This window comes from Acidovorax sp. Leaf73, assembly GCF_916855635.1.
Classification (GTDB): domain Bacteria; phylum Pseudomonadota; class Gammaproteobacteria; order Burkholderiales; family Burkholderiaceae_C; genus Acidovorax; species Acidovorax facilis.
Window position 1 is genome coordinate 1 of the sequence record NZ_CAKASI010000001.1, and the last position, 21,919, is coordinate 21,919.

Below are 21,919 nucleotides of genomic sequence, written 5' to 3' on the forward strand. Positions count from 1 at the left end.
CCACGGGCGGTTCCGCAGCCGTTGAAACCGCCGCAGCCACCGCAGACGCTGGCAAGAGCAGCTTCATGGGCAGCGAAATCGCCAAGAGCGACCGCCCCGAACTCACGGCCGCCAAGATCATCGTCTCCGGTGGCCGAGCCCTCGGCAGCAAGGAAAAGTTCGACGAAGTGATGACCCCGCTGGCCGACAAGCTGGGCGCCGCTTTGGGTGCCAGCCGCGCCGCAGTGGACGCAGGCTACGCCCCCAACGACTGGCAAGTGGGCCAGACCGGCAAGATCGTGGCGCCGCAGCTGTACATCGCAGCGGGTATTTCGGGCGCCATCCAGCATTTGGCGGGCATGAAGGACTCCAAGGTGATCGTGGCGATCAACAAGGACCCTGAGGCACCGATCTTCAGCGTGGCCGACTATGGGCTGGAAGCGGATCTGTTCACGGCCGTGCCAGAACTGGTCAAGGCCCTGTAAGAACGCCCCTGTGCGCACAAAGGCATCGCTCGCGATGCCTTTTTTTTGACGAAATTTTGCTTTCCCGGAGACACCCATGAGCTACACCGCCCCCGTCAAGGACATGCTGTTCGCCATCGAGCACCTGGCCAACATTGAACAGATTGCGCAGATTCCCGGCTTTGAAGACGCCGGCCTGGACACGGCGGCTGCCGTGCTGGAAGAGTGCGCCAAGTTCAATGAAGGGGTGCTGTCGCCGCTCAACTGGGAAGGCGATAAGAATCCATCGAGCTTTCAATCCGGCGTGGTCACCACCACCCCCGGTTTCAAGGAAGCCTTCCGCCAATATGGCGAAGGCGGCTGGCAAGGCCTGCAGCACCCGGCCGACTTTGGCGGCCAGGGCCTGCCCAAGACCATCGGCGCGGCCTGCATCGAGATGACCAACAGCGCCAACATGAGCTTTGCGCTGTGCCCGCTGCTGACCGATGGCGCCATTGAGGCGCTGCTCACCGCAGGCAGTGACGAGCTCAAGGCCACGTACCTTGAAAAACTGGTGACCGGCGAATGGACCGGCACCATGAACCTGACCGAACCCCAGGCGGGCTCAGACCTGGCCCTGGTGCGCACGCGCGCCGAACCCCAGCCCGACGGGACGTACAAGATTTTCGGCACCAAGATCTTCATCACCTACGGTGAGCACGACATGGCCGAGAACATCATCCATCTGGTGCTGGCCCGCGTGCAGGGCGCGCCTGAGGGCGTCAAGGGCATCAGCCTGTTCGTGGTGCCCAAGTTCATGGTCAACAAGGATGGAAGCCTGGGCGCGCGGAATGACGCCCATTGCGTGAGCATCGAGCACAAGCTGGGCATCAAGGCCAGCCCCACGGCCGTGCTGCAGTTTGGCGACCATGGCGGCGCCGTTGGCTACCTCGTGGGCCAGGAAAACCGCGGACTCGAATACATGTTCATCATGATGAACGCGGCCCGCTACGCCGTGGGCATGCAGGGCATTGCGATTTCCGAGCGCGCCTACCAGAAGGCTGTGCAGTACGCCAAAGACCGCGTGCAGAGCCGCCCCGTGGACGGCAGCATCGCCGCCAGCGCCGCCATCATTCACCACCCCGATGTGAAGCGCATGCTGATGACGATGCGCGCCACCGTGGAGGGCTGCCGTGCCATGGCCACCGTGGCTGCAGCAGCGTTCGATGCTGCCCACCACCACCCCGATGCGGAAACGCGCAGGCAGAACCAGGCGTTCTATGAATTCATGGTGCCGCTGGTCAAGGGCTACAGCACCGAGACGAGCCTGGAAGTGACCAGCCTGGGCGTGCAGGTGCATGGCGGCATGGGCTTCATCGAAGAAACCGGCGCGGCCCAGTACTACCGCGACGCCAAGATCCTGACCATCTACGAAGGCACCACCGCCATCCAGGCCAACGACCTCGTCGGCCGCAAGACGGCGCGTGACGGCGGCCAGACCGCCAAGGGCATCGCCGCACAGATCGAGAAGACCGAGGCCGATCTGCTGGCCAGCGGCACCCCCGCCGCGCTGGCAGTGGCCAAGCGCCTCACGGCGGCGCGCAAGGCGCTGCTCGATGTGATTGACTTTGTGGCCGGTGGCACCAAGGCCCAGCCCAACGCCGTGTTTGCGGGCAGCGTGCCCTACCTGATGCTGGCGGGCAATGTGGTGGCAGGCTGGCAGCTGGCGCGCAGCCTGCTGGTGGCGCAGGACCTGTTGCAAAAGGGACAGGACGAAGCGTTCATGCGCGCAAAAATCACTACGGCCCAGTTCTACGCTGATCACATCCTGGTGAAGGCCCCGGGCCTGCGCGACAGCATTGTGGAAGGCGCGGCCAGCGTTACCGAGTTGGCGCTGGAAGCCTTTTGAAGGTTGAGCGTGTTGTGAGGAGACGGACTGCCCGCAGAGCGGGCAGCTTATTGATATAAAAATGATAGCTGCTAGCGCTTGATGAATAAGCGCTAGAGCCCTATTTCATCCAAAAACCTGTTCAGGAAGTTGTTGCTATGTCCAAACTGCCCGCCGCGCTGCAAAACCTCTCGCTGCCTGTCATCGGCTCGCCGCTGTTCATCATCAGCAACCCCAAGCTCGTCATTGAGCAGTGCAAGGCGGGTGTGGTGGGCTCCATGCCCGCGCTCAATGCCCGCCCCGCTGAGCTGCTCGACGAATGGCTGGCCGAGATCACGGAGACGCTGGCTGCCTACAACAAGGCCAACCCCGACAAGCCGGCCGCGCCTTTTGCCATCAACCAGATCGTGCACAAGAGCAACGACCGGCTGGAGCACGACATGCAGGTGTGCGCCAAGTACAAGGTGCCGATCATCATTACCAGCCTGGGCGCGCGCGAGGATGTGAACCAGGCTGTGCATGCCTGGGGTGGCATCGTGCTGCACGACATCATCAACAACAAGTTTGCCCACAAGGCGATCGAAAAGGGTGCCGATGGCCTGATCGCCGTGGCCGCTGGTGCGGGCGGCCATGCGGGTGTGAAGAGCCCGTTTGCGCTCATCCAGGAAATCCGCCAGTGGTTCGACGGCCCCGTTGCGCTGAGTGGTTCCATCGCCAGCGGCGACGCAGTGCTGGCCGCGCAGGCCATGGGCGCAGACTTTGGCTACATCGGCTCGGCCTTCATCGCCACGCACGAAGCGCGTGCTAGCGATGCCTACAAGCAGGCCATCGTGGACGGCAACTCCGACGACATCGTCTACAGCAACCTGTTCACCGGCGTGCACGGCAACTACCTGGCTCCGTCGATTCGCGCTGCGGGCATGGACCCCGACAACCTGCCCGAGTCCGACCCCAGCAAGATGAACTTTGGCGGCGATGCCAAGAAGGCCTGGAAAGACATCTGGGGCTGCGGCCAGGGCATTGGTGCCATCAACGCCGTGACCAGCACCGCCGAGCTGGTGGGCAAGCTGCGCCGCGAGTACGAGGCTGCGCGCGCGCGCCTCAAGCTCTGATGCTGCGCTGAGCTTTTTGGGCTCCACACCACCGCCTCCGCCCAGGGCGTGGTGGCTTTGGGCAAGAGGGCTTCATTCGCCCGCAGTGCGCCTGGTGTGCACTGCGGGCGAAGCTGTTTCTGGCGCTCCCGAGGCAAGGGCAAACCCCCATAAGCCTGTTCTGGTGGCTGCGGATAATGATGATGATCAATAACCAAAGCGCGTGTGCTTGGGTTGCTCGGTCAGCACATTCTTTGCAAGGTGGGTGCGTGATGTTTCGTTCTTTTCTGGTGCTGCTGGTTGCCTTGTGCACAGGTGGCCTGGGCCATGCCCGCAACGAGGGCGTGACCGCCGATGAAATCCGTCTCGGCGCATCGGCGGTGCTGTCGGGGCCGCTCGGGCCACAGACTGCGCAGTATGGCGAGGGCTCGCGGCTCATGTTCGACGCGGTGAATGCGCAGGGCGGCGTGCATGGCCGCATGATCCGATACACCACACTTGACGACGGCTTCGATCCCCAGAAAGCGGTGGAGAACACGCGCCAGCTGCTGGAGACCGACAAGGTCTTCATGATCTACAACAGCACCGGCACGGCGCAGACGGCCGCCATATTGCCCCTGATCAAGGAGCACCGCACCCTGCTGTTTGGCCCGGTCACGGGCGCTTCGGTGTTTCGGGAAACCCTCAACCCCTACGTCTTTCATGTGCGCGCAGGGTATGCGAGCGAGGCTGCAAAAATCGTCTCGCAGCTGCGCCAGCAGGGCATCAGCCGCGTGGCCGTGTTCTACCAGGACGACGGGCTGGGCAAAACCTTGCTGGCCGAACTCAAGAAAGCCTCCGATGAGGAAAAGCTGGCCTTCGTGGCGGAGATCAAGGTAGATCCCAAACAGCCGGACTTCGCTGCTGCGGCGCAGGCCACCGAAAAGGCACAGCCCCAGGCCGTGATCGTTGCAACCGCAGGAACCACGTTCACCAGCTACATCAAGGCCGTGCAATCGACAGCGGCGCGGCCCGCGTACTACGGGTTCTCTGTAGCCAGCATGGACGTGATCCACCGCGAACTTAAAGAAAAGGCGCGCGGCATCATCCTCGCGCAGATCATGCCGTCGCTGCGCAGCACCACGGTGCCCGTGGTGGCCGAATACCTGGCCCTGCTGCGCGCCAAGTCCCCCAGCGCCCAGCCTTCGGCTTCGCAGTTCGAGGGATTCGTGCATGCCCGGCTGCTGGTGGAGGGGTTGCGCCGCACGGGGCGCAACCTGACCACGGAGTCTTTCATCAAGACGATGGAGGATGCCGGTGAAATATCCTTTGGGCGCTTTAACGTCAAATACTCGCCCAAGAGCCACAACGGCTCGACTTATGTGGAACTGGCCATTGTGGACGCGGAAGGGAGTCTGCGGTATTGAGCGGAGGTTTCACAACCCGTATGTCAGCTCCCGCGCCTTGCCCCAGAACACCCGGTACATGAAGATGGTGTAGGCAATGATCGCTGGCAGCGTGATGGCCACGCCGATGCCGATCACCACCAGCGATTCCGTGGCGCTGGCGGCCTGCCACACTGTCAGGCGGTCGATCACGATGTAGGGATAGATGCTGTAGGCGAGTCCCAGGAAGGCCAGCACAAAGATCAGCACGGTGGCCCCGAACACGATCCAGCCGTAGCCGGCCTGCACCACGCGCGGCGTGGCCAGCACATGGCGGATGGCAAAGAAGGCTGCCACACAGGCCAGCGGGATGGGCAGCAGCGCAAACAGCTCGGGCAGTACAAACCACTTGGCAAACACCGTGGGGCTGACCAGCGGCGTGGCCAGCGAAATCCCCATGAGCGCAAACCCCATGGGCCACAGCGCACCCTGGCCCCAGCGGGCGGCCTTGCGCTGAAGCTCGCCATCGGTCTTCATGAGGAGCCAGCCCGCGCCCAGCATCGCGTAGGCCGCAGGCAGGGTGATGGCAATGCCTGCAGAAAACAGCAGGCCCCAGGTGTCGTTCTGAAAGCCGGTGATGTAGGCCCCCAGCATCCAGCCCTGGGCCAGGGTGGTCGCCAGAGAGCCTGCCGCAAACAGGCGGTTCCATGTGGTCTTGTGCGAGTCGCGGGCCTTCACGCGAAAGTCGAAAGCCACGCCGCGCAGTATCAGGCCCACCAGCATCACGGCTACCGGCAGGTACAGGGCCGACAGCACCACGCCGTGCGCGGTCGGAAAACAGATGAGCAGCACCCCCACGCCCAACACCAGCCAGGTCTCGTTGGCGTCCCAGAAAGGGCCGATGCTGGACACCATCACGTCCTTCTCCGCATCGGTGGCAAAGGGCAGGAGGATGCCCACGCCCAGGTCGTAGCCGTCGAGGATCACATAGGCCAGCAGGGCCAGGCCCATTACGGCCATGAAGATCAGGGGCAGGGCGGTGGCCCAGTTCAGTGCGTCCATGGAGGCCTCCTTAAACGGCGCGAGGGGCTGGCGCGGGATGGGACGCCGCCGGTGTGGGCATGGCTGGGTGTTCGGCCATGTACTTGATCACGCCCACATAGGCCACCAGCAGCAGCCCATAGACGATGAGATAGGCAGCCAGCGTGCTGGCCACCATGGCGGGCGCGTGGGGGGCCACGGCGTCGGCGGTCTTGAAAAGGCCATAGACCAGGTAAGGCTGGCGACCGATTTCGGTCACGTACCACCCGGCCAGCGTGGCCACCCAGCCTGAGAACGCCATACCCACCAGCGTGTAGAGCAGTGGCCGGGGCAGGGTGGCCTGGTCTTGCTTGCGGCGGCGATACAGCACAAAAGCACCCACCCAGGCAACGGCCAGCATGAGCAGGCCCACACCCACCATCACGCGGAACCCCCAGAAAACGGGCGCCACGGGCGGATGGGCGCCTGGGAATTCGTTGAGCCCCTTCAGCTCGGCGTCGACGTCGTGCGCCAGGATCAGGCTGGCCGCCTTGGGGATCTGCAAGGCGTAGTCGGTGCGACCTTCCTTCTCGTTGGGCAGGCCAAACAGCGTAAGTGGCGCACCCTTCTCGGTGTGCCAGATGCCCTCGATGGCGGCGATCTTGGCGGGCTGGTGCTCCAGCGTGTTGAGACCATGCAGGTCGCCCATGAAGATCTGCAGCGGGATCACGACGGCCACGGCGGTGATGGCCGTGCGCAGGGCCTTGCGCGTGCCTTCGTTGGCCGTGCCCTTGATGAACTGCCAGGCACTCACCCCGGCGATCAAGAAGCCTGCCGTGAGGGCCGATGCCAGCAGCTTGTGGCCCAGTCGGTAGGGGAAGGACGGGTTGAACACAATCGCCAGCCAGTCCACCGCGTGGAACTTGCCATCGATGATCTCGTAGCCCACGGGCGTCTGCATCCACGAGTTCAAACTCAAGATCCAGAAAGCCGACAGCGTGGTGCCAAAAGCCACCATGAGCGTGGCGACAAGGTGCATGCGCTCGGACACGCGCCCCCGGCCAAACAGCATGATCCCCAGGAAGGTGGCCTCCAGAAAGAACGCCGTCAGCACCTCATAGCCCAGCAGCGGTCCGGCAATGTTGCCCACATGCTCCATGAAGCCCGGCCAGTTCGTGCCGAACTGAAAACTCATGGTGATGCCCGACACCACGCCCAGCGCAAAGGTCAGCGCAAACACCTTGGTCCAGAAGTAGTAGGCCTGCTCCCAGCCCAGCGCCGCCGGTGTGCCGCGCGTGGCCGTGTGCCGCAGGCGGAAGAACACCAGAAACCAGCACAGCGCAATCGTGATGGTGGGGAACAGGATGTGAAAGCTGATGTTGGCCGCGAACTGGATGCGCGAGAGCGTGAAGGCGTCCATGGCGTCAAACTCCTGAGGGATTGCTCTTTGGCGAGTGACTGCCCTTGCCGGTCAGCCGGTCCTTGAATTCGAGCACCCGGGTAACGGCGGTGCCCATGCCCATGAGCTGCATCGCTGTTTCAGGCGCCAGGCGCTGCACGTCGTCGAACCATGTCATGAGCCGGTCGATCAGTTCGTGCATCTCGCGCATGCGTTCCTGGGCGTGGCGCTCTTCATCGGAGGAGGGCTCTTCGAGTAGCGCCATGCGCAGCATCGACAAGGTGGGTTCGATCTCGCGGCGGCGGCGTTCCTCGGCCAGCACACGGAAGATCTCCCACACGTCCTTGGGTGCCTCGAAGTATTCGCGCCGGTCGCCCGGCTGGTGGCTCAGTTTCACCAGCCGCCAAGCCTGAAGCTCCTTGAGCCCCATGCTCACGTTGGAGCGCGAAAACTCCAGCGTTTCAGCAATCTCGTCGGCGTTGAGCGGGCGAGGAGACAGGAAGATGAGTGCATACATCTGGCCGACCGTGCGGTTGATGCCCCAGCGGCTGCCCATCTCGCCAAAGTGGGCCACGAACTGGCGGTTCAGAGGGGGTAAATGGTTGACGTAGGTCATACAGGCACGTATTGTGCGCTTGATTTTTTGAAATTTCAGTAATTTCTGAAAATTCAGGAAATTGCACCTTCAGAAGGCGGGGTACTGCGGCAGGCTCTAGGGCTGCGCAAACTGCTGGATGCGGGGGACAATAGAGGTTTTTGTCTGCCGGTGCGGCCCCGCCTCGGCACATGCCATACCTCCCCGCTCCCATGTCTTCGTCTCCTTCCCGTATGCCCCTGATCGATATGGTCAAGGGCGTGGCGTGCATCACCATCGTCTGGCACCACCTGGCCTTTTATGGCCCGATGTCGGACATCGCCCAGCCTCTCGCCCCCGCCTTGATGGCCTGGCTGTATGACTATGGGCGCATGGCGGTGCAGGTGTTTCTGGTGCTGGGCGGCTACCTTGCCGCAGCCAGCTTGGCGCCCCAGGGCGTGGCGCGGTTTGACCATGCTGGCAATGCAGTGGCCAAGCGTTTTGTACGGCTGGTGGTTCCCTACGCGGTGGCGTTGTTGCTGACGGTGGTGGTGGCCGCCTTGGTGCGCCCCTGGATGGAGCACTCTTCTGTTCCGGGAGAACCCACCTTGGCGCAATTGCTGGCCAATGCCTTGCTGCTGCAGGACATCGTGGACGAAGATGCCCTGTCCGCCGGTGTCTGGTATGTGGCCATCGACTTACAGCTTTTTGCGTTGAGCGTGCTGCTCTGGGCGGGCGTCAGGGCCCTGCCGGGCGCGTGGGCCCAGCGGCACGGGGCTGTTTTGGCCCGGGTGCTCATCGTGGCAGGTGTGGCGGCGTCGCTGTGGGTATTCAACCGCATGGCCGGGCTCGACATGTGGGCGATCTACTTCCTGGGTGCCTATGGCCTGGGCATGCTGGCGTACTGGGCTGTGCGCGCAGCCAGCCCGGTAGGGTGGCTGAGCGCCATGGTGCTGCTGGGCGGTGTGGCCCTGGCGCTGGACTTCCGGGGCCGCATCGCGGTGGCGCTCGTCACGGCGCTGTGCCTGGTGGTGGCGTTGCGGTCCGAACGTCTGCGTGCCTGGGGCGGTTTTGCGCCGCTGGTTCGCGTGGGGCAGATGTCTTACTCCATCTTCCTCGTGCACTTTGCCGTGTGCCTGCTGGTCAATGCCGTGGTCAGCCACCTGTGGTCTGCTTCGCCGGTGCCCAATGCACTGGGCATGCTGCTGGCGTTTGTACTGTCCCTCGCCGCCGGGCGCCTGCTCTACCTGCGGGTAGAGCGGCATGTGCCCACCTGGTCCACCGCATTGCGCTGGCAGGCGGGGCTGGTGGGCACCGGTCTGCTGGTGGCTGTTACCAACAACGGGTTCTGAATGAGGGCTCGTGAAGAGCCCTTCAACGCTGTAGCTTGCGCTCGCGCCGCTTGCGCTGCCGGTCCAGAAACCAGGCCATGAAGGGCAGGATCAGCATCGAGCCCGGAATCACCCAGATGAACAGGTAGGGACTCACGGACGAGGCGGACCGCATCACATCCCGCAAGTGGGCGCGCTCTGCGGCATCCCAGTTGCCCTGGCGGCGCTGCTGCACCAGCCACACCACCGAGCCCTTCATGGTTGCCATCTCGCGCTTGAGGCGGCTCTTTTCGCGGCTGTTTCCCGCCAGGAAGGAGCAGAACCATTCAGGAGCCCGCTCCATTCGCCGCTGGAATGCGACCGTCGAGTCCGGGTCGAACTGGTCAATCGATGGAGGGATGTCTGGCGTGTGCGGTGCGGGCGGTGTGGTCATGGCGGCTGCCATTGTCGCGGCTCATGGCGCTTTGCACCACCCCAATCCACGGCATCTGCACCCTCCAGGCTGGACTCGCCGGGAATAGAAGGCGCGCAGTGCTCCAGCGGGCTCCTGCTACCCAATAGCCTCAGAAACCGGCGTGCTCAAAGGCCAGGGCAGCCAAGCAAGGGCCGCCCCGCAGCGAGGGCGGCGTCCCCCCGCCCGCAGTGCGCAGCGCTGTGAGAGCGAGGGGAAGGCGCGCAGCGCCTCAGGGGGGGCCGAATTCACCGATGCAGTTCGCCGGCACTTTCAGGCTGGTACAGGATGTCTTTCACGCGCACCGTCATCGACTTGCCGCCCGGTCCGGGCCAGGCCAGTTCATCGCCCACCGCCAGGCCCAGCAGGGCGCTGCCCACGGGCGCGAAGATCGAGATGCGGTCCGCAGTGCCATCCGCGTCGCGCGGGTAGACCAGGGTCAGGCAGAACTCCTTGCCCGTCTCCAGGATGGAGAACTGCACGGTGGAGTTCATGGTCACCACGTTGGGCGGGATGTCCTCGGGCGGCACCACATCGGCCCGGTCCAGCTCTGCTTGCAGGTCCGCCTTGCCCGGGAAGACACTGGCCGGGATGGCGGCCAGCAGGGCTTCGATGCGGTCAACGTCGAGCGACGACAGGATGATCTGGGGCTTGCGCGCCATGGCAGTACCTCTAAGGTGGTGACAAAGCGCGGGACTGTAGACCATCGCGAATCTCGCACTGCCACGCGCGGTCAATCTCCCTGGATGTTGCGCGCCTTGATCAGTGCGCCAAACCGTGCGCTGTCGATGGAAGCCCGTGCGTTGAAGTCGGTGGGCGACATGGGGGCAGGCACCCCGCCCAGCGCCGTGATGCGGTCCTTGACGGCCTGCGTGCCCAGCACCTTGTTGATCTCGCGGTTCAGGCGCGTGACCACGTCGGGCGGTGTGCCCGCCGGTGCATAAAAACCAAACCAGGTGTCTGCGTCAAAGCCCTTCAGGCCCACTTCGTCCAGTGTGGGAACGTCCGGGAAGAGGGGTGAGCGCTTGGCGCTGCCCACGGCCAGCAGCCGGAGCTTGCCCGCTTTCACATGCGAGAGGCCGATACCCGGGTCGAACATGAAGTCCAGCTGCCCACCCAGCAGGTCCTGCATGGCCGGTGCCGCGCCCCGGTAGGGCACATGCACCGCAAATACATTGGCCTGGGTCTTGAGCATCTCGGCCGCCAGGTGGGGCGAGCTGCCGTTGCCCGGCGTGCCAAAGCTCAGCTTGCCGGGGTTGGCCTTCAGGTGCGCGAGGAACTCCTGGATGGTGTTGACCGGCAGTGTGGGGCGCACCTCCAGGAAGACCAGCACCCGTGCAGCAGCAGCCACGGGTGTCAGGTCCTTGACGGGGTCGAAAGGCATCTTGGGATACAGGTGCGGGTTGACCGACACCATGCCGCCCGAACTCATGAGCAGGGTATAGCCATCGGCCGGGGATTTGGCCACAGCCTCCCCGCCGATGTTGCCGCCCGCACCGCCCCGGTTCTCCACCACCACCGGCTGTCCCAGCGCGGCCTGCAGGGGCTGGGTGACGGCGCGCGCAATCTGGTCGGCGGCGCCCCCGGCGGGGAAGTTGACGATGACTTTGATCGGCTTGCTGGGCCAGGTGTCTGCCATGGCGGCGGTGCTGAGCAGCACGCTGGCAGCGGCGCATGCCAGCGTGCGCAGCAGGTGGCGGGGGGTTGGGGAGGGCGGGTTGTGAACGATGTGCATGGTTGTCTCCAGTCAAGGTGAGCGCCCGGGTGCGCCGGGTCTGGTGTGTTGTGGTGATGGGGTGAGCCGGGAAGAACGGGTTGTGCAGGGCCTGTCAGGCCACGTCCACCTCAACCAGGATGGCGCGCGGGCTGGCCAGTGCATCGCGCAGCGCCTGGTGCAGCAAGGCGGGGTCGCTCACACGCACGGCCTCGCAGCCCTGGCCACGGGCGAGCGCGAGGAAGTCGAGATCCGGCAGGTCGGTGCCTTCGAGCTTGTCGCCTGCGTGGAAGCCGAAGGTGGGGGCAAACTCCTGCAGCGCCGCGTAGCGGCGGTTCTTGAGGATGATGAAGGTGATAGGCAGCTTCAGCTGCGCCGCGCTCCACAGGGCCTGGATGGAATACATCGCCGAGCCGTCACCCAGCAGCCCGATCACCTTCTTGTCGGGTTTGGCCAGCGCCACGCCCACGGCGGCAGGCATGCCATAGCCCAGGCCGCCGCTGCACATGGTGTAGAAGGTTTCGCTTTGCACAATGGGCAGGTAGGCGTGCATGGCTGCGCGCGAGCTGGGCGCTTCTTCCACCACGATGGAGGCCGCGTCGCGCACCTCGGCCAGGGTCTGCATCACATAGGGCACGCTCATCAGCGGCCCCGTGGGCTCCACACGCGGGCGTGCGGGGCGCGGTTGTGGCAAGGCGCGTGGCGGTGGTGCGGGGCGCGCCAGCAGGTCGAGCACCCCGAGCCGGATGCCGCCAACGGCCGAGGTGCCTTCAGGCGTCCAGGCGGCGGTGCCGGGGTCTTCAATCAGCTGCACCAGTTGCGCGCCCGGCGGCACATGCGGGCCAAAGCCTTCCACGTGGTAGGTGAAGGCGGCGGCGCCCAGCGCAAACACCAGGTCGTGGCCGGCGAGCAGCGCGACGATTTTCTCGCGCATGGCGGGCAGCACCCCGGCGAACAGGCGGTGGTCCTGCGGAAAGCCGCAGCGGCCCGCCATGGGGGCAATCCACACGGCAGCGTTGTGCCGCTCGGCCAGCGCCACCACCTCGTCCCAGGCACGGTCGCGGTCCACGGCGGCACCCACCACGAAGACGGGGTGCCGCGCGGCATCCAGCGCATCGCCGATGGCCTGCAGCACCCGGGGCTCGGGGCGCGACTCGGTGCTCACGGTGCGCGCCTTCAGCGGCTCGCAAGGCTTGTCCCAATCGTCTGCGGGTATGGACACCAGCACCGGCCCACGCGGCTGCTGCATGGCGATGTAGTAGGCGCGGGCGATGGCCAGGGGTACGTCTTCGGCGCGCGCGGGCTCCACGCTCCACTTCACGTAGGGCTTGGGCAGCTCGGTGGCCTGACCCGAGAACAGGAAGGGGTCGAACGGCAGGATGGAGCGCGCCTGCTGCCCGGCCGTGATGACCATGGGCGTGCGGTTCTTGTGTGCCGTGAAGATATTGCCCATGGCGTGCCCCACGCCGGCCGCCGAGTGCAGGTTCACAAAGGCGGCGTTGTGGGTGGCCTGCGCATAGCCGTCGGCCATGCCCACCACCACCGATTCCTGCAGGCCCAGGATGTAACGGAAGTCGCTGGGAAAGTCGAGGAACAGTGGCAGTTCGGTGGAGCCAGGGTTGCCAAAGATGGTATCGATGTGAAAGCCGCGCAGCAGGTCGAGCACGGCCTCGCGCACGGTGGGGAGATGGGGGTGTTCTGAAGGCATCCCCGCATCTTCGGATGGCTTAATCTATCCATCAATACAATGAAGTGACTAAGCGGTATTCACTCAATGCATATCAAAGACATCGACCTCAACCTGCTGCGCCTGTTCGATGCCGTCTACCGCACGCGCAACGTGAGCCGGGCCGCAGAGCTGCTGGACCTGACACAGCCGGCAGCCAGCCAGGCGCTGACGCGGCTGCGTCTGCTGATCAAAGACCCGCTGTTTGTGCGCGCGGGCGGCGGCGTGCAGCCCACCCCCAAGGCCAACCGGCTGGCCGACGCCGTGCGCAGCGCGCTGGGCCTGCTGGAAGAGGCCCTCAACGAGTCGGCCTTGTTCGACCCTCTGCAGTCGCGCAAGGTCTTTCGCATCCACATGAGCGACATTGGCGAAGGCCGCTTTCTGCCCGACCTGATGGTGGCGCTGCAGCGCCAGGCGCCCGGCGTGCGGCTGGAGACATTGCCCGTGCCGCGCCACGAGATCCCGCAGCGGCTGGACAGCGGCGCCATCGACTTCGCCTTTGGCTTTTTGCCCACGGTGAAGGATACGCAGCGCGTGCAGCTCCTCCAGGACCGCTACGTGGTGCTGCTGCGCGCAGGCCACCCGTTCGCCACCAAAAAGCGCAACGGCCCCGCTTTGCTCAGCGCCCTGCGACAGCTGGAGTTTGTGGCCGTGCGCACCCACTCCGACACCCTGCGCATTCTGGAGATGCAACAGTTGCAGGACCGCATCCGCCTGACCACCGAGCACTTCATGGTGCTGCCTGCCATCGTGCGGGCCACGGACCTGGCCGTGGTCATGCCCCGCAACATCGCACTCACCTTTGCGGCCGACGGTGGCTACACCCTGATCGAGCCCGCACTGCCGCTGCGCGACTTCACGGTGTCGCTGCACTGGAGCCGCCGCTTTGAAAGCGACCCCGGCAACCAGTGGATGCGGGGGCTGATCGAGCAGCTGTTCAAGGAGTAAACCGGGCCAAGGCCGCGCGCATGCTTGCGGGGGAAGAGGGGCAAGCACGCAGCACCAAATGGCTGTATATTTATACAGTTATGTCTCGCACCTTCACGGACAAGTCCGACATCCCTGCGCCGCCCGAAGAGGTCCGCATCCCGCTGCAGGCCATCCGTGGCCGGGGCGCGGCCACGGCCCTGGCTCACCGGTTTGCGCGCGATGTGCGCGAGGCGGCCGACGACGGCTGGGGCCAACTGCCGGGGGGTAACGATGCGGGCGACGATGCATCCGCCACCCCCGCCGCCACCCGCGTGCACCTCGAAACCGCGCGCAGCGCCATCTGCGCCAACGACTCGCCGGACATCTTCTTTGAACTCTCGGTGAACCCCTACCGGGGCTGCGAACACGGATGCATTTACTGCTACGCGCGGCCTACCCACAGCTACCTTAACTTCTCACCGGGGCTCGACTTTGAAACGCAGATCGTGGCCAAACACAACATTGCCGAAGTGCTGCGTAGCGAGCTGTGCGCGCCGCGCTACGTGCCCCGTTTGATCAATATCGGCTCGGCCACCGACTGCTATCAACCTGTGGAGCGCGAACTGAAGCTCACCCGCAGCCTCATCGACGTGATGCGCGACGCGCGCCACCCGTTTTCGCTCATCACCAAATCCAGCGGTGTGGAGCGTGACCTGGATTTGCTGGCTCCGCTCGCAGCGCAACGCCTGGCGGCGGTCTACGTCACAATCACCACGCTTGATGCCACCTTGGCCCGCCGCATGGAACCTCGTGCCGCCGCGCCCCACCGGCGCCTGCGCACCATACGTGCGCTGGCCGAGGCGGGTGTGCCCGTGGGCGTGAGCGTGGCGCCACAGATCCCCTTCATCACCGAAGACATGGAACAGGTGCTGGAGGCTGCGCGCGACGCGGGCGCGCGCAGCGCCTTCTACACCGTGCTGCGCCTGCCGTGGGAGCTGGACGCGCTATTCCGCGAATGGCTGCAGGTGCACTATCCCCAGCGCGCCGCGCGCGTGATGGCCCGCGTGCAAGACCTGCACCACCTCAGCGACGCCGAGCGCCGCGCGGGCAAAACCTACAACAGCGACTTCGCCACCCGCATGAAAGGCACCGGCCTGTGGGCCGACCTGGTGCGCCAGCGTTTTGCCACCACCTGCCGCAGGCTGGGCCTGAACCGCGAACGCGTGGAGCTGGACCTGGGCCAGTTCCGCCCCGGGCTGCTGCAGGGGCAAAGCAGCCTGTTCTGACCCGGCTGTGTGGCGCAGTGGGTTGAAATTTGAAAAAAATCGCCGCTTCCGCGCGTCCAGTATGCCTTAATTGCTATATAAATAATAGCAATTGAGCCAGGCTCTGCAAGCGCACGCCAGGGGCCACGTGTGGGCTGTATGCATTGCCCCTCACACGGTCCACAGGCTTTGCACCACCTGCGTGTACAGCGGAATGCCCAGCATGATGTTGAGCGGAAACGTCAGCCCCAGCGACAGGCTCACATACAGCGACGGGTCGGCCTCAGGGATGGCATAGCGCACCACCGCAGGCACGGCGATGTAGGACGCACTGGCCGCCAGCACCATCAGCAGCACCGCATCGCCTGCAGGCACCGCCACCAGCCAGGCCAGGCCCAGCGCCAGCGTGGCGTGGGTGATGGGGCCCAGCACCGCATAGGCCAGCAGCCAGGGCGACTGCTGGCGCACCGCAGGCAGGTTGCGCGCGGTCGATAGGCCCATGTCCAGCAAGAACAGGCACAACATGCCCTTGAACAGATCACCCGAAAACGGCTGCATGGCCGCCTTGCCCGCATCGCCCGTCAGCAGGCCAATCAGCATCGCGCCCAGCAGCAGCAACTGCGTGCCATCGGTGAACGACTCGTGCAGGATCTTGCCCACCGACAGGTGGGGGCCGCCCTTCCCACTGACGCTGCCCGGGCCATGACCGCCCAGCGTGGCGGCGCCCCCGCCTGTCATCGCCACCACGGGCGGGGCGGCGGTGGCCATGGCCACCGCCTGCTGTTTTTGCCGCAGCGCATTGGCCAGCAGCACTGCGAGGATGATGGCGGGCGACTCCATCAGCGCCATCGCCGCCGCCATGTGGCCGCCGTAGGCGATGTGTTGCGACTCCAGGTACTGCGTGGCCGTCACAAACGTCACCGCGCTCACCGATCCATAGGTGGCTGCCACCGCCGCCGCATTGAAGCCCGACAGCACCCGCCGCAAGAGCGCATAGCCCACCAGCGGCACCACGATGGCCAGCAGCACCGCCAGCCCCAGGCTGGTGGCCACGTTGGACGTAAAGCCCGACGCCGCCAGCGCAAACCCGCCCTTGAGGCCCAGTGCCATCAGCAGGTAGATCGACAAGAACTTCGAGATCGCCGCAGGCATCTCCAGGTTGGACCGCACCAGGCCCGCAAACACACCCAGGGCAAAAAACAGGATCGCAGGGTCCAGCAAGCTTTGCATCATTCAACTCCTTGGGCGCCAATGCTATGCAGTGCAGGGTGCAAAGTAAAATCGATTCGAATGCGCTTATCTATAGATAAAAATCTATGAACATCACCTTTCGCCAGCTGCGCCTTTTTCTGGCGCTGGCCGAAACCGGCAGCGTCAGCGCCGCCGCCCGGGTCATGCACGTCACCCAGCCCACCGCCTCCATGCAGCTGCGCGAGGTGTCTCAGGCCGTGGGCCTGCCGCTGTACGAAGTCATCTCGCGCCGCGTGCACCTCACCGAAGCGGGGCATGCCCTGGCCCGCACCGCGCGCGCCATTGCGGGCGAGTGGGATGCGTTTGAGCAGCGGGTGTCTGGCGCCAAGGGCCTCACCAGCGGACGCCTCAAGGTCGCCGTGGTCAGCACCGCCAAATACTTTGTGCCGCGTCTGCTGGGCAGCTTCTGCAAGCTGCACCCGCAGATCGACATCTCGCTGGAGGTGCTCAACCGCGACCATGTCATCAACCGGCTGCGCAGCAACCTGGACGACCTCTACGTCATGTCCATGCCGCCGGCCGATTTGCCGCTGGAAGACCACATCCTCATGCCCAACCCGCTCGTCGTCATCGCCGCCGCAGGCCACCCACTCGCCGCGAAAAAGCGCGTCAAGTTCACGCAATTGCAGGCCGAGCGCTTCATCCTGCGCGAAAAAGGCTCCGGTACCCGTATGGCCACCGACGCGCGCCTGCGCCAGCTGGGCTTTGTTCCCAGCGCCGTACTGGAGCTGGGCAGCAACGAGGCCATCAAGGAATCGGTGGAAGGCCAGCTGGGCGTCTCCATCGTTTCCCGCCACAGCCTCGGCCCCCACCACGAGGGCCTGGCCGTGCTCAACGTGCAAGGCTTCCCCATCCAGTCGCAATGGCACCTGGTCTGGCCCAAGGGCAAGCAGCTGTCACCGATTGCGGAGGTGTTCCGGGGGCATCTGATGGGCGAGGTGAAGGGGTGGATGGAAGGACGGTGAGGGCGACGCTTCTGGCTTGAATGGCTGATATCGGCCACCCAAGACCCCATCACCGACGTGGAGCCCTCTGCACAGCCGCATTCACTGATGGGCGTCGCAAGCCAGGCCTGGGTTCTGGCAGATCACGGTCCAGCAGGCAGTCGATGAAAGCCGTCAATGCCGGTGATGGATGGCGCCGATTGGAGTAGTACAGGAACAGGCCGGGCTTTGCCACCGACCAGTCGGCAAGCACCTGCACCAGCCGCCCCTGGTCAATGTGGTTGTCCACCCGCTCACGGTCAAACGCATAGGCAATGCCCAGGCCCTGCATGGCCGCAGCCACGCCCATGTCCGAGTGGTTGGTCACCAGCGGTCCTTCTGCGGCAATCTCCACCCGTTTTCCTTTTTTCTCGAACTCCCAGCGGTAGGTCCGGCCATCCATCTGAAGCCGCCAGTTGATGCACGCGTGGCCGTGCAGGTCGGCGGGCGCCTTGGGCGTGCCGCGCTGCGCCAGGTAGTCGGGCGAGGCCACGGCAATCATCTTCACGTCCGGTGTCAGGCGCACGGCGATCATGTCTTTGTCCAGCCGCCCGCCCACGCGGATGCCCGCATCAAAGTGGCCCGCAACGATGTCGCTCAGCCCGTCGTCCACCACGATGTCCAGCACCACATCCGGGTGGGCCTGGTGGAACCGCCCAAGCCGTGGCGCAATGACCTGTGTGGCGGCCATGCCCAGCGTGTTGATGCGCAGCGTGCCCCCCATCTGGCCAGCCGACGCACTGGCTTCGGCCACTGCGTCGGCCATGTCCCGAAATAGCGGGGCCATGCGCGCATACAGCTGCGCCCCGGTGGCCGTGGGCGCCACACTGCGCGTGGTGCGGTTCAGCAATCGCGCGCCCAAGCGGGCTTCCAGCTGGCGAATCGTCTGGCTCAGCGCCGACGGCGACAGCCCCAGGTGCTCCGCCGCGCGCGCAAAGCTCGCGCGCTCGACCACGGCGGCAAAGGCCTTCAGTTCTGCAAAATCCGATCCACGCATTCTGTATTGTTCTCTACATAGCTTATTCAAATTCTAGGCCATTCACTAATTGGTGCTGCAGGCGCATCCTGACGACTCCACCAACCCAACGACTAGGGATGACCTGCATAACCCTCGCGAGGCGGTGGTAGTGCGGATCGGGATGGGGCCCAAGGCGTCTTTTCTTGCCAATAGCCGCGCTATTGGCAAGAAAAGCAACGCAGTGGACCGCCCGAGACCGCGCTATCACAGACCGCAGGGAGTTGTGCAGGTCATCCCTAAACCAAGGAGATCGTCACCATGAACCGTTTGAGCCTCCCCGACCCCATTGCCGCCTACTTTGCGGCCGACCAACAAAAGGACGCTGAGGCCATTGCCCGGTGCTTCGCGGCACAGGCCGTCGTCAAGGACGAGGGCCGCACCCATTCGGGCATCGACGCCATCAAGGCCTGGAAGGCCGCGGCATCGACAAGGTACACGTACACCACCGAACCCTTTGCGCTGCAGCAGATCGACGGCCACCAGGTCGTCACCAGCCGCGTCGAGGGCAACTTCCCTGGTAGCCCGGTCGATCTGCGCTACCGCTTTCGCCTTGAGCGTGGCCTGATTGCGTCGCTGGAGATCACGGTATGAGCTTCGACCTAAAACTGCGCGGCCAGCTCGCACTCGTCACGGGCGGCACCAAAGGCGTGGGCGCTGCAGTGGTGCAGGCTTTGGTGGACGCCGGTGTGCAGGTGATGGCTACCGCGCGTTCAGCCCCTGCGCACCCGATTGGCGGCGTGCTGTACGTGCCTGCCGACGTCTCCACCGCAGAGGGCGCTGCAGAGGTTGCGCAGGCGGTGCTCACGCACTGGGGCGGCGTGGACATTCTGGTCAACGTGGTGGGCGGCTCCAGCGCGCCTGGCGGGGGTTTTGCGGCGCTGGACGATGCGCAGTGGTTCAACGAACTGAACCAGAACCTGATGCCCGCCGTGCGCCTGGACCGTGCTCTGTTGCCCGCCATGCTGGCTAAGGGCGCGGGCGTCATCGTCCACGTCAGCTCCATCCAGCGCGTGCTGCCGCTGCCCGAGTCCACCACCGCCTACGCCGCTGCCAAGGCGGCCTTGTCCACCTACAGCAAGGCCTTGTCGAAAGAGGTCACGCCACAAGGCGTTCGCGTGCTGAGCGTCTCGCCCGGCTGGGTCGAAACCGAAGCCGCCGTTGCCCTGGCCGAGCGCGTGGCCACCCAGGCGGGCACGGACTACGAAGGCGGCAAGCAGATCATCATGCAGTCGCTGGGCGGCATCCCGCTGGGCCGCCCCGCCAGACCGCAAGAGGTGGCCGACCTGATCACTTTTTTGGTGTCACCGCGTGCGGGAGCGATATCGGGCTCGGAGCATGTGATTGATGGGGGCACGGTGCCGACGGTTTAGAGGCGCAGCAATGCGGCTTCTCACATCAGCCCTCGTGGAACGCCAGGAACTGACACCCGGTTGAGCTGCGGTCCATCTTTACCGCACCCCTGCCAGGCCCCCGCCGCCGACAGCCCGCGTTATGGGGCAGTTGATGACGATATCGGTGACTTCGAGCGAGACCAGGCCTTTTTCTTCGGCAGCCAATAGCTCCTCCTCCGATGTCAGCTCGGGCCCGGGATGGGGTCTCGTTCTCGTCACCAGGACGAGGCGCCACAGTGGGCTGTAGCTTCGGTCCGTGTTCGCCGCGCCCACGGGACGTGGTGCAGATTGAAAGATGCTGATCTGTTCGCCCTGCGAGAATTTGTACACACGCTCCAGCACCGAGGGGCGCGCGGCGATGGCGTCGCGCAGGCGAGGCACGTGGTTCACACCGGCGGCCTCTGCCATGGCGCCGTCCGAGATGTCTGTCGTGATGTACTCCACCTGTCGCCCGTCAACCCAGGCACGGTGCAGTGGAAGTACCGTTTCTGTCCGTCCGGCATCAAAACGGGGCCCCGCGCATCCGATGAGCAGAACCACGGATGCAATGGCGATGGTGAGACGAATCAAGTGCGACGCTCCTGGTGAGGCTGAACGTTGATCCTGAGCAGCATGTGGTGGCTAGCCGAAGTGAGTCGGCTCGTGCGACGGATGGGAGTGCTGGCGCATGGTGCTGCCATTTTGCCCAGGCGACGTCTGACTCCAAGAAGCAAAAAAAAACCCCGGCGAGCGGATCCAATCAGTGGGTTGAGGCTGTCGCGTCCCCGTTATAGGGCCTGCCTAAACCAGCACATCCCGAATAGCCACGTCCTTGTCAAACTGTGCCTTGGCAAACGGGCACAGCGGGACCACTTTGGTACCCGTAGCCCGCGCCCACAGCACCAGCGCGTCGAGCAGTGCGCGTCCGACACCTTGCCCGCTGAGTGATGGATCTACCTCGGTGTGGTCCACGATGACCATCGTGGCGTTGGTGCGGCTGTAGGTCATCTCGGCCAGGCGCTGGCCGCTGTTCTCGATGGTGAAGGCGCCTTTGGCGTCTTGCTCCTGGTGCTGGATGGTGTGCTGCATGGGGTGGTGAATGAAGCAGATGGAATAGGTGCCGGAGTATGGCGCAGCAGGTATTGCCGCCGCTGACCGATTGATGAATGGGTTGCTTCTTCGGTCGGTCGGCCAGTTCAGGTTTGCTGATGCTTTGGTTGCGAAGGCAGCGCCAAGCAGCATGCCGTTTTCCGCTACGCCTGACCAAATGCCTCCGACAGAAACTCTGCCGTGGCGCGGACGCGTGCGGTGCGCTGCAGGTCGGGGTGCATGACTTGCCAGACCTCGTAATCGGTGGCGCGGCGGCGTTGGGGCCAGATGCGGACCAGGCCTTCGCGCTCGCCCATCCACACCGGCATTTCACCCAGGCCAATGCCCGCTGCCACCGCCTTGCGCACCAGCAGGCTGGAGCGCACGGCCATGGCGATGCGGGCTTGGCGGGCGGGCACACCGGCCATGGTCAGAAACGGGCTGTGCTCCAGGTAGGGGCCATAGGCCACCAGGTGGTGGCCGCGCAGTTCGTCGTCGGGCACGGGTTCGCCAAAGTGCTCGATATAGCCCGCGCTGGCAAACAGGCCCACCGGCCATGACACCACGCGGCGCACGACCAGGTCGGGCGTCTCCGGGCGGACGTTGCGAAACGCAATGTCCACCTGCCTGCGGCTGAGGCTGAGCAACTGGGTGGAGACCTCCAGGTCCACACGGATGTGAGGCCAGTGCCGCTGCAGGCGCTCGACTGCGGGCAGCAGCAGGTCGATGGCGATGGAGTCGGTACTGGTGACGCGCACGATGCCGCCGGGGTTTTCGTCCTGGCCTTCGATTTTGGTGCGCAGGTCGAGGGCTGCGCTTTCCATGCGGCGGGCGGCTGCCAGGGCCGTTTCGCCTGCCGGCGTGAGCAGGTATCCATCTTTGGCACGCAGGAACAGCTTGGCGCCCAGCTCGGCCTCCAGTGCATTCAGCCGCCGCCCCACGGTGGCTTGGTCAATGCCCAGGCTGCGCGCGGCGGCGCGCAAGGAGGGGGCTCTTGTCAGCGCGAGAAAGACGCGGGTGTCGTCCCAGTTCATGGTGGTATTCATCGGGTGGG

Annotated in this window: 22 protein-coding genes; 10 read left to right on the forward strand and 12 right to left on the reverse strand. The window is 64.9% G+C overall.

Annotated features, from left to right (window positions below; translation table 11 throughout):
* The 4 genes from LPA35_RS00005 to LPA35_RS00020 form a co-directional block, all read left to right on the forward strand.
* Positions 1 to 464 (forward strand): electron transfer flavoprotein subunit alpha/FixB family protein (locus LPA35_RS00005; RefSeq protein WP_228894265.1); only part of this gene is annotated, 464 nt, incomplete at its 5' end.
* A gap of 76 nt (positions 465 to 540) precedes the next feature.
* On the forward strand, positions 541 to 2,331 hold the full coding sequence (locus LPA35_RS00010) for an acyl-CoA dehydrogenase (protein WP_228894267.1): 1,791 nt from the start codon (positions 541 to 543) through the stop codon (positions 2,329 to 2,331).
* Between the two features lie 137 nt (positions 2,332 to 2,468).
* A complete protein-coding gene (locus LPA35_RS00015; protein WP_055394253.1) occupies positions 2,469 to 3,422 on the forward strand; it encodes a nitronate monooxygenase family protein in 954 nt (317 codons plus the stop codon).
* Between the two features lie 251 nt (positions 3,423 to 3,673).
* Positions 3,674 to 4,807, forward strand: a complete 1,134-nt coding sequence (locus LPA35_RS00020) for an ABC transporter substrate-binding protein (protein ID WP_121419439.1) — start codon at positions 3,674 to 3,676, stop codon at positions 4,805 to 4,807.
* Positions 4,808 to 4,816: 9 nt separating this feature from the next.
* On the opposite strand, the gene LPA35_RS00025 is transcribed toward LPA35_RS00020, so the two are convergent.
* Genes LPA35_RS00025 through LPA35_RS00035 form a run of 3 tightly spaced genes read right to left on the reverse strand, consistent with a single transcriptional unit; the run spans position 4,817 to position 7,800 of the window.
* Positions 4,817 to 5,827 carry a cytochrome d ubiquinol oxidase subunit II gene (locus tag LPA35_RS00025; RefSeq protein WP_121507080.1) on the reverse strand — a complete coding sequence of 337 codons (1,011 nt, stop codon included), beginning with the start codon at positions 5,825 to 5,827 and terminating at the stop codon, positions 4,817 to 4,819.
* 10 nt (positions 5,828 to 5,837) lie between these two features.
* Complete coding sequence (locus tag LPA35_RS00030) at positions 5,838 to 7,205, reverse strand: cytochrome ubiquinol oxidase subunit I (protein ID WP_228894269.1); 1,368 nt, start codon at positions 7,203 to 7,205, stop codon at positions 5,838 to 5,840.
* Positions 7,206 to 7,209: 4 nt separating this feature from the next.
* Complete coding sequence (locus tag LPA35_RS00035; RefSeq protein ID WP_121419442.1) at positions 7,210 to 7,800, reverse strand: GbsR/MarR family transcriptional regulator; 591 nt, start codon at positions 7,798 to 7,800, stop codon at positions 7,210 to 7,212.
* A 191-nt stretch (positions 7,801 to 7,991) separates the two neighbouring features.
* Here LPA35_RS00035 and LPA35_RS00040 point away from each other — a divergent pair, with 191 nt between their 5' ends.
* Complete coding sequence (locus LPA35_RS00040) at positions 7,992 to 9,110, forward strand: acyltransferase (RefSeq protein WP_228894270.1); 1,119 nt, start codon at positions 7,992 to 7,994, stop codon at positions 9,108 to 9,110.
* Between the two features lie 22 nt (positions 9,111 to 9,132).
* On the opposite strand, the gene LPA35_RS00045 is transcribed toward LPA35_RS00040, so the two are convergent.
* The 4 genes from LPA35_RS00045 to mdlC form a co-directional block, all read right to left on the reverse strand.
* Positions 9,133 to 9,522, reverse strand: coding sequence for a hypothetical protein (locus LPA35_RS00045; RefSeq protein WP_055394290.1), 390 nt, complete (start codon positions 9,520 to 9,522; stop codon positions 9,133 to 9,135).
* A gap of 266 nt (positions 9,523 to 9,788) precedes the next feature.
* Entirely contained in the window at positions 9,789 to 10,202 is a 414-nt protein-coding gene (gene rnk, locus LPA35_RS00050; RefSeq protein WP_055394263.1) for a nucleoside diphosphate kinase regulator, read from the reverse strand.
* 71 nt (positions 10,203 to 10,273) lie between these two features.
* Positions 10,274 to 11,275, reverse strand: a complete 1,002-nt coding sequence (locus LPA35_RS00055; protein WP_082437275.1) for a tripartite tricarboxylate transporter substrate binding protein — start codon at positions 11,273 to 11,275, stop codon at positions 10,274 to 10,276.
* Positions 11,276 to 11,369: 94 nt separating this feature from the next.
* The gene (gene mdlC / locus LPA35_RS00060; RefSeq protein ID WP_228894273.1) at positions 11,370 to 12,962 is read right to left on the reverse strand and encodes a benzoylformate decarboxylase; all 1,593 of its coding nucleotides are present in this window, start codon (positions 12,960 to 12,962) and stop codon (positions 11,370 to 11,372) included.
* Positions 12,963 to 13,028: 66 nt separating this feature from the next.
* Between mdlC and LPA35_RS00065 the strand changes: the two genes are divergently transcribed.
* Positions 13,029 to 13,928, forward strand: coding sequence for a LysR family transcriptional regulator (locus LPA35_RS00065; protein ID WP_228894279.1), 900 nt, complete (start codon positions 13,029 to 13,031; stop codon positions 13,926 to 13,928).
* An 80-nt stretch (positions 13,929 to 14,008) separates the two neighbouring features.
* Positions 14,009 to 15,175, forward strand: coding sequence for a PA0069 family radical SAM protein (locus LPA35_RS00070; RefSeq protein WP_228894281.1), 1,167 nt, complete (start codon positions 14,009 to 14,011; stop codon positions 15,173 to 15,175).
* 150 nt (positions 15,176 to 15,325) lie between these two features.
* Here LPA35_RS00070 and LPA35_RS00075 read toward each other — a convergent pair whose 3' ends face one another.
* Positions 15,326 to 16,384 carry a sodium-dependent bicarbonate transport family permease gene (locus LPA35_RS00075; protein WP_228894282.1) on the reverse strand — a complete coding sequence of 353 codons (1,059 nt, stop codon included), beginning with the start codon at positions 16,382 to 16,384 and terminating at the stop codon, positions 15,326 to 15,328.
* Positions 16,385 to 16,470: 86 nt separating this feature from the next.
* Between LPA35_RS00075 and LPA35_RS00080 the strand changes: the two genes are divergently transcribed.
* Positions 16,471 to 17,370, forward strand: a complete 900-nt coding sequence (locus LPA35_RS00080; RefSeq protein WP_228894289.1) for a LysR family transcriptional regulator — start codon at positions 16,471 to 16,473, stop codon at positions 17,368 to 17,370.
* A gap of 49 nt (positions 17,371 to 17,419) precedes the next feature.
* On the opposite strand, the gene LPA35_RS00085 is transcribed toward LPA35_RS00080, so the two are convergent.
* Complete coding sequence (locus tag LPA35_RS00085) at positions 17,420 to 18,385, reverse strand: LysR family transcriptional regulator (RefSeq protein WP_228894292.1); 966 nt, start codon at positions 18,383 to 18,385, stop codon at positions 17,420 to 17,422.
* 279 nt (positions 18,386 to 18,664) lie between these two features.
* Here LPA35_RS00085 and LPA35_RS00090 point away from each other — a divergent pair, with 279 nt between their 5' ends.
* Complete coding sequence (locus LPA35_RS00090; protein ID WP_228894294.1) at positions 18,665 to 18,997, forward strand: nuclear transport factor 2 family protein; 333 nt, start codon at positions 18,665 to 18,667, stop codon at positions 18,995 to 18,997.
* Entirely contained in the window at positions 18,994 to 19,776 is a 783-nt protein-coding gene (locus LPA35_RS00095; RefSeq protein WP_228894295.1) for an SDR family oxidoreductase, read from the forward strand. The genes LPA35_RS00090 and LPA35_RS00095 overlap by 4 nt, the downstream gene beginning before the upstream one ends.
* A gap of 78 nt (positions 19,777 to 19,854) precedes the next feature.
* On the opposite strand, the gene LPA35_RS00100 is transcribed toward LPA35_RS00095, so the two are convergent.
* The 3 genes from LPA35_RS00100 to LPA35_RS00110 form a co-directional block, all read right to left on the reverse strand.
* Complete coding sequence (locus LPA35_RS00100) at positions 19,855 to 20,367, reverse strand: hypothetical protein (RefSeq protein ID WP_228894297.1); 513 nt, start codon at positions 20,365 to 20,367, stop codon at positions 19,855 to 19,857.
* A 210-nt stretch (positions 20,368 to 20,577) separates the two neighbouring features.
* Entirely contained in the window at positions 20,578 to 21,018 is a 441-nt protein-coding gene (locus LPA35_RS00105) for a GNAT family N-acetyltransferase (protein ID WP_370641323.1), read from the reverse strand.
* 11 nt (positions 21,019 to 21,029) lie between these two features.
* The gene (locus tag LPA35_RS00110) at positions 21,030 to 21,899 is read right to left on the reverse strand and encodes a LysR family transcriptional regulator (protein ID WP_218299734.1); all 870 of its coding nucleotides are present in this window, start codon (positions 21,897 to 21,899) and stop codon (positions 21,030 to 21,032) included.
* Between the last annotated feature and the right edge of the window lie 20 nt (positions 21,900 to 21,919).

What these genes read in the sequence shown, in the direction of transcription:
- LPA35_RS00010 (WP_228894267.1), top strand. Translation starts at nt 541, where the DNA reads ATGAGCTACACCGCCCCCGTCAAGGACATGCTGTTCGCCATCGAGCAC.
- LPA35_RS00015 (WP_055394253.1), top strand. Translation starts at nt 2,469, where the DNA reads ATGTCCAAACTGCCCGCCGCGCTGCAAAACCTCTCGCTGCCTGTCATC.
- LPA35_RS00020 (WP_121419439.1), top strand. Translation starts at nt 3,674, where the DNA reads ATGTTTCGTTCTTTTCTGGTGCTGCTGGTTGCCTTGTGCACAGGTGGC.
- LPA35_RS00025 (WP_121507080.1), bottom strand. Translation starts at nt 5,827, where the DNA reads ATGGACGCACTGAACTGGGCCACCGCCCTGCCCCTGATCTTCATGGCC.
- LPA35_RS00030 (WP_228894269.1), bottom strand. Translation starts at nt 7,205, where the DNA reads ATGGACGCCTTCACGCTCTCGCGCATCCAGTTCGCGGCCAACATCAGC.
- LPA35_RS00035 (WP_121419442.1), bottom strand. Translation starts at nt 7,800, where the DNA reads ATGACCTACGTCAACCATTTACCCCCTCTGAACCGCCAGTTCGTGGCC.
- LPA35_RS00040 (WP_228894270.1), top strand. Translation starts at nt 7,992, where the DNA reads ATGTCTTCGTCTCCTTCCCGTATGCCCCTGATCGATATGGTCAAGGGC.
- LPA35_RS00045 (WP_055394290.1), bottom strand. Translation starts at nt 9,522, where the DNA reads ATGACCACACCGCCCGCACCGCACACGCCAGACATCCCTCCATCGATT.
- rnk (WP_055394263.1), bottom strand. Translation starts at nt 10,202, where the DNA reads ATGGCGCGCAAGCCCCAGATCATCCTGTCGTCGCTCGACGTTGACCGC.
- LPA35_RS00055 (WP_082437275.1), bottom strand. Translation starts at nt 11,275, where the DNA reads ATGCACATCGTTCACAACCCGCCCTCCCCAACCCCCCGCCACCTGCTG.
- mdlC (WP_228894273.1), bottom strand. Translation starts at nt 12,962, where the DNA reads ATGCCTTCAGAACACCCCCATCTCCCCACCGTGCGCGAGGCCGTGCTC.
- LPA35_RS00065 (WP_228894279.1), top strand. Translation starts at nt 13,029, where the DNA reads ATGCATATCAAAGACATCGACCTCAACCTGCTGCGCCTGTTCGATGCC.
- LPA35_RS00070 (WP_228894281.1), top strand. Translation starts at nt 14,009, where the DNA reads ATGTCTCGCACCTTCACGGACAAGTCCGACATCCCTGCGCCGCCCGAA.
- LPA35_RS00075 (WP_228894282.1), bottom strand. Translation starts at nt 16,384, where the DNA reads ATGCAAAGCTTGCTGGACCCTGCGATCCTGTTTTTTGCCCTGGGTGTG.
- LPA35_RS00080 (WP_228894289.1), top strand. Translation starts at nt 16,471, where the DNA reads ATGAACATCACCTTTCGCCAGCTGCGCCTTTTTCTGGCGCTGGCCGAA.
- LPA35_RS00085 (WP_228894292.1), bottom strand. Translation starts at nt 18,385, where the DNA reads ATGCGTGGATCGGATTTTGCAGAACTGAAGGCCTTTGCCGCCGTGGTC.
- LPA35_RS00090 (WP_228894294.1), top strand. Translation starts at nt 18,665, where the DNA reads ATGAACCGTTTGAGCCTCCCCGACCCCATTGCCGCCTACTTTGCGGCC.
- LPA35_RS00095 (WP_228894295.1), top strand. Translation starts at nt 18,994, where the DNA reads ATGAGCTTCGACCTAAAACTGCGCGGCCAGCTCGCACTCGTCACGGGC.
- LPA35_RS00105 (WP_370641323.1), bottom strand. Translation starts at nt 21,018, where the DNA reads ATGCTGCTTGGCGCTGCCTTCGCAACCAAAGCATCAGCAAACCTGAAC.
- LPA35_RS00110 (WP_218299734.1), bottom strand. Translation starts at nt 21,899, where the DNA reads ATGAACTGGGACGACACCCGCGTCTTTCTCGCGCTGACAAGAGCCCCC.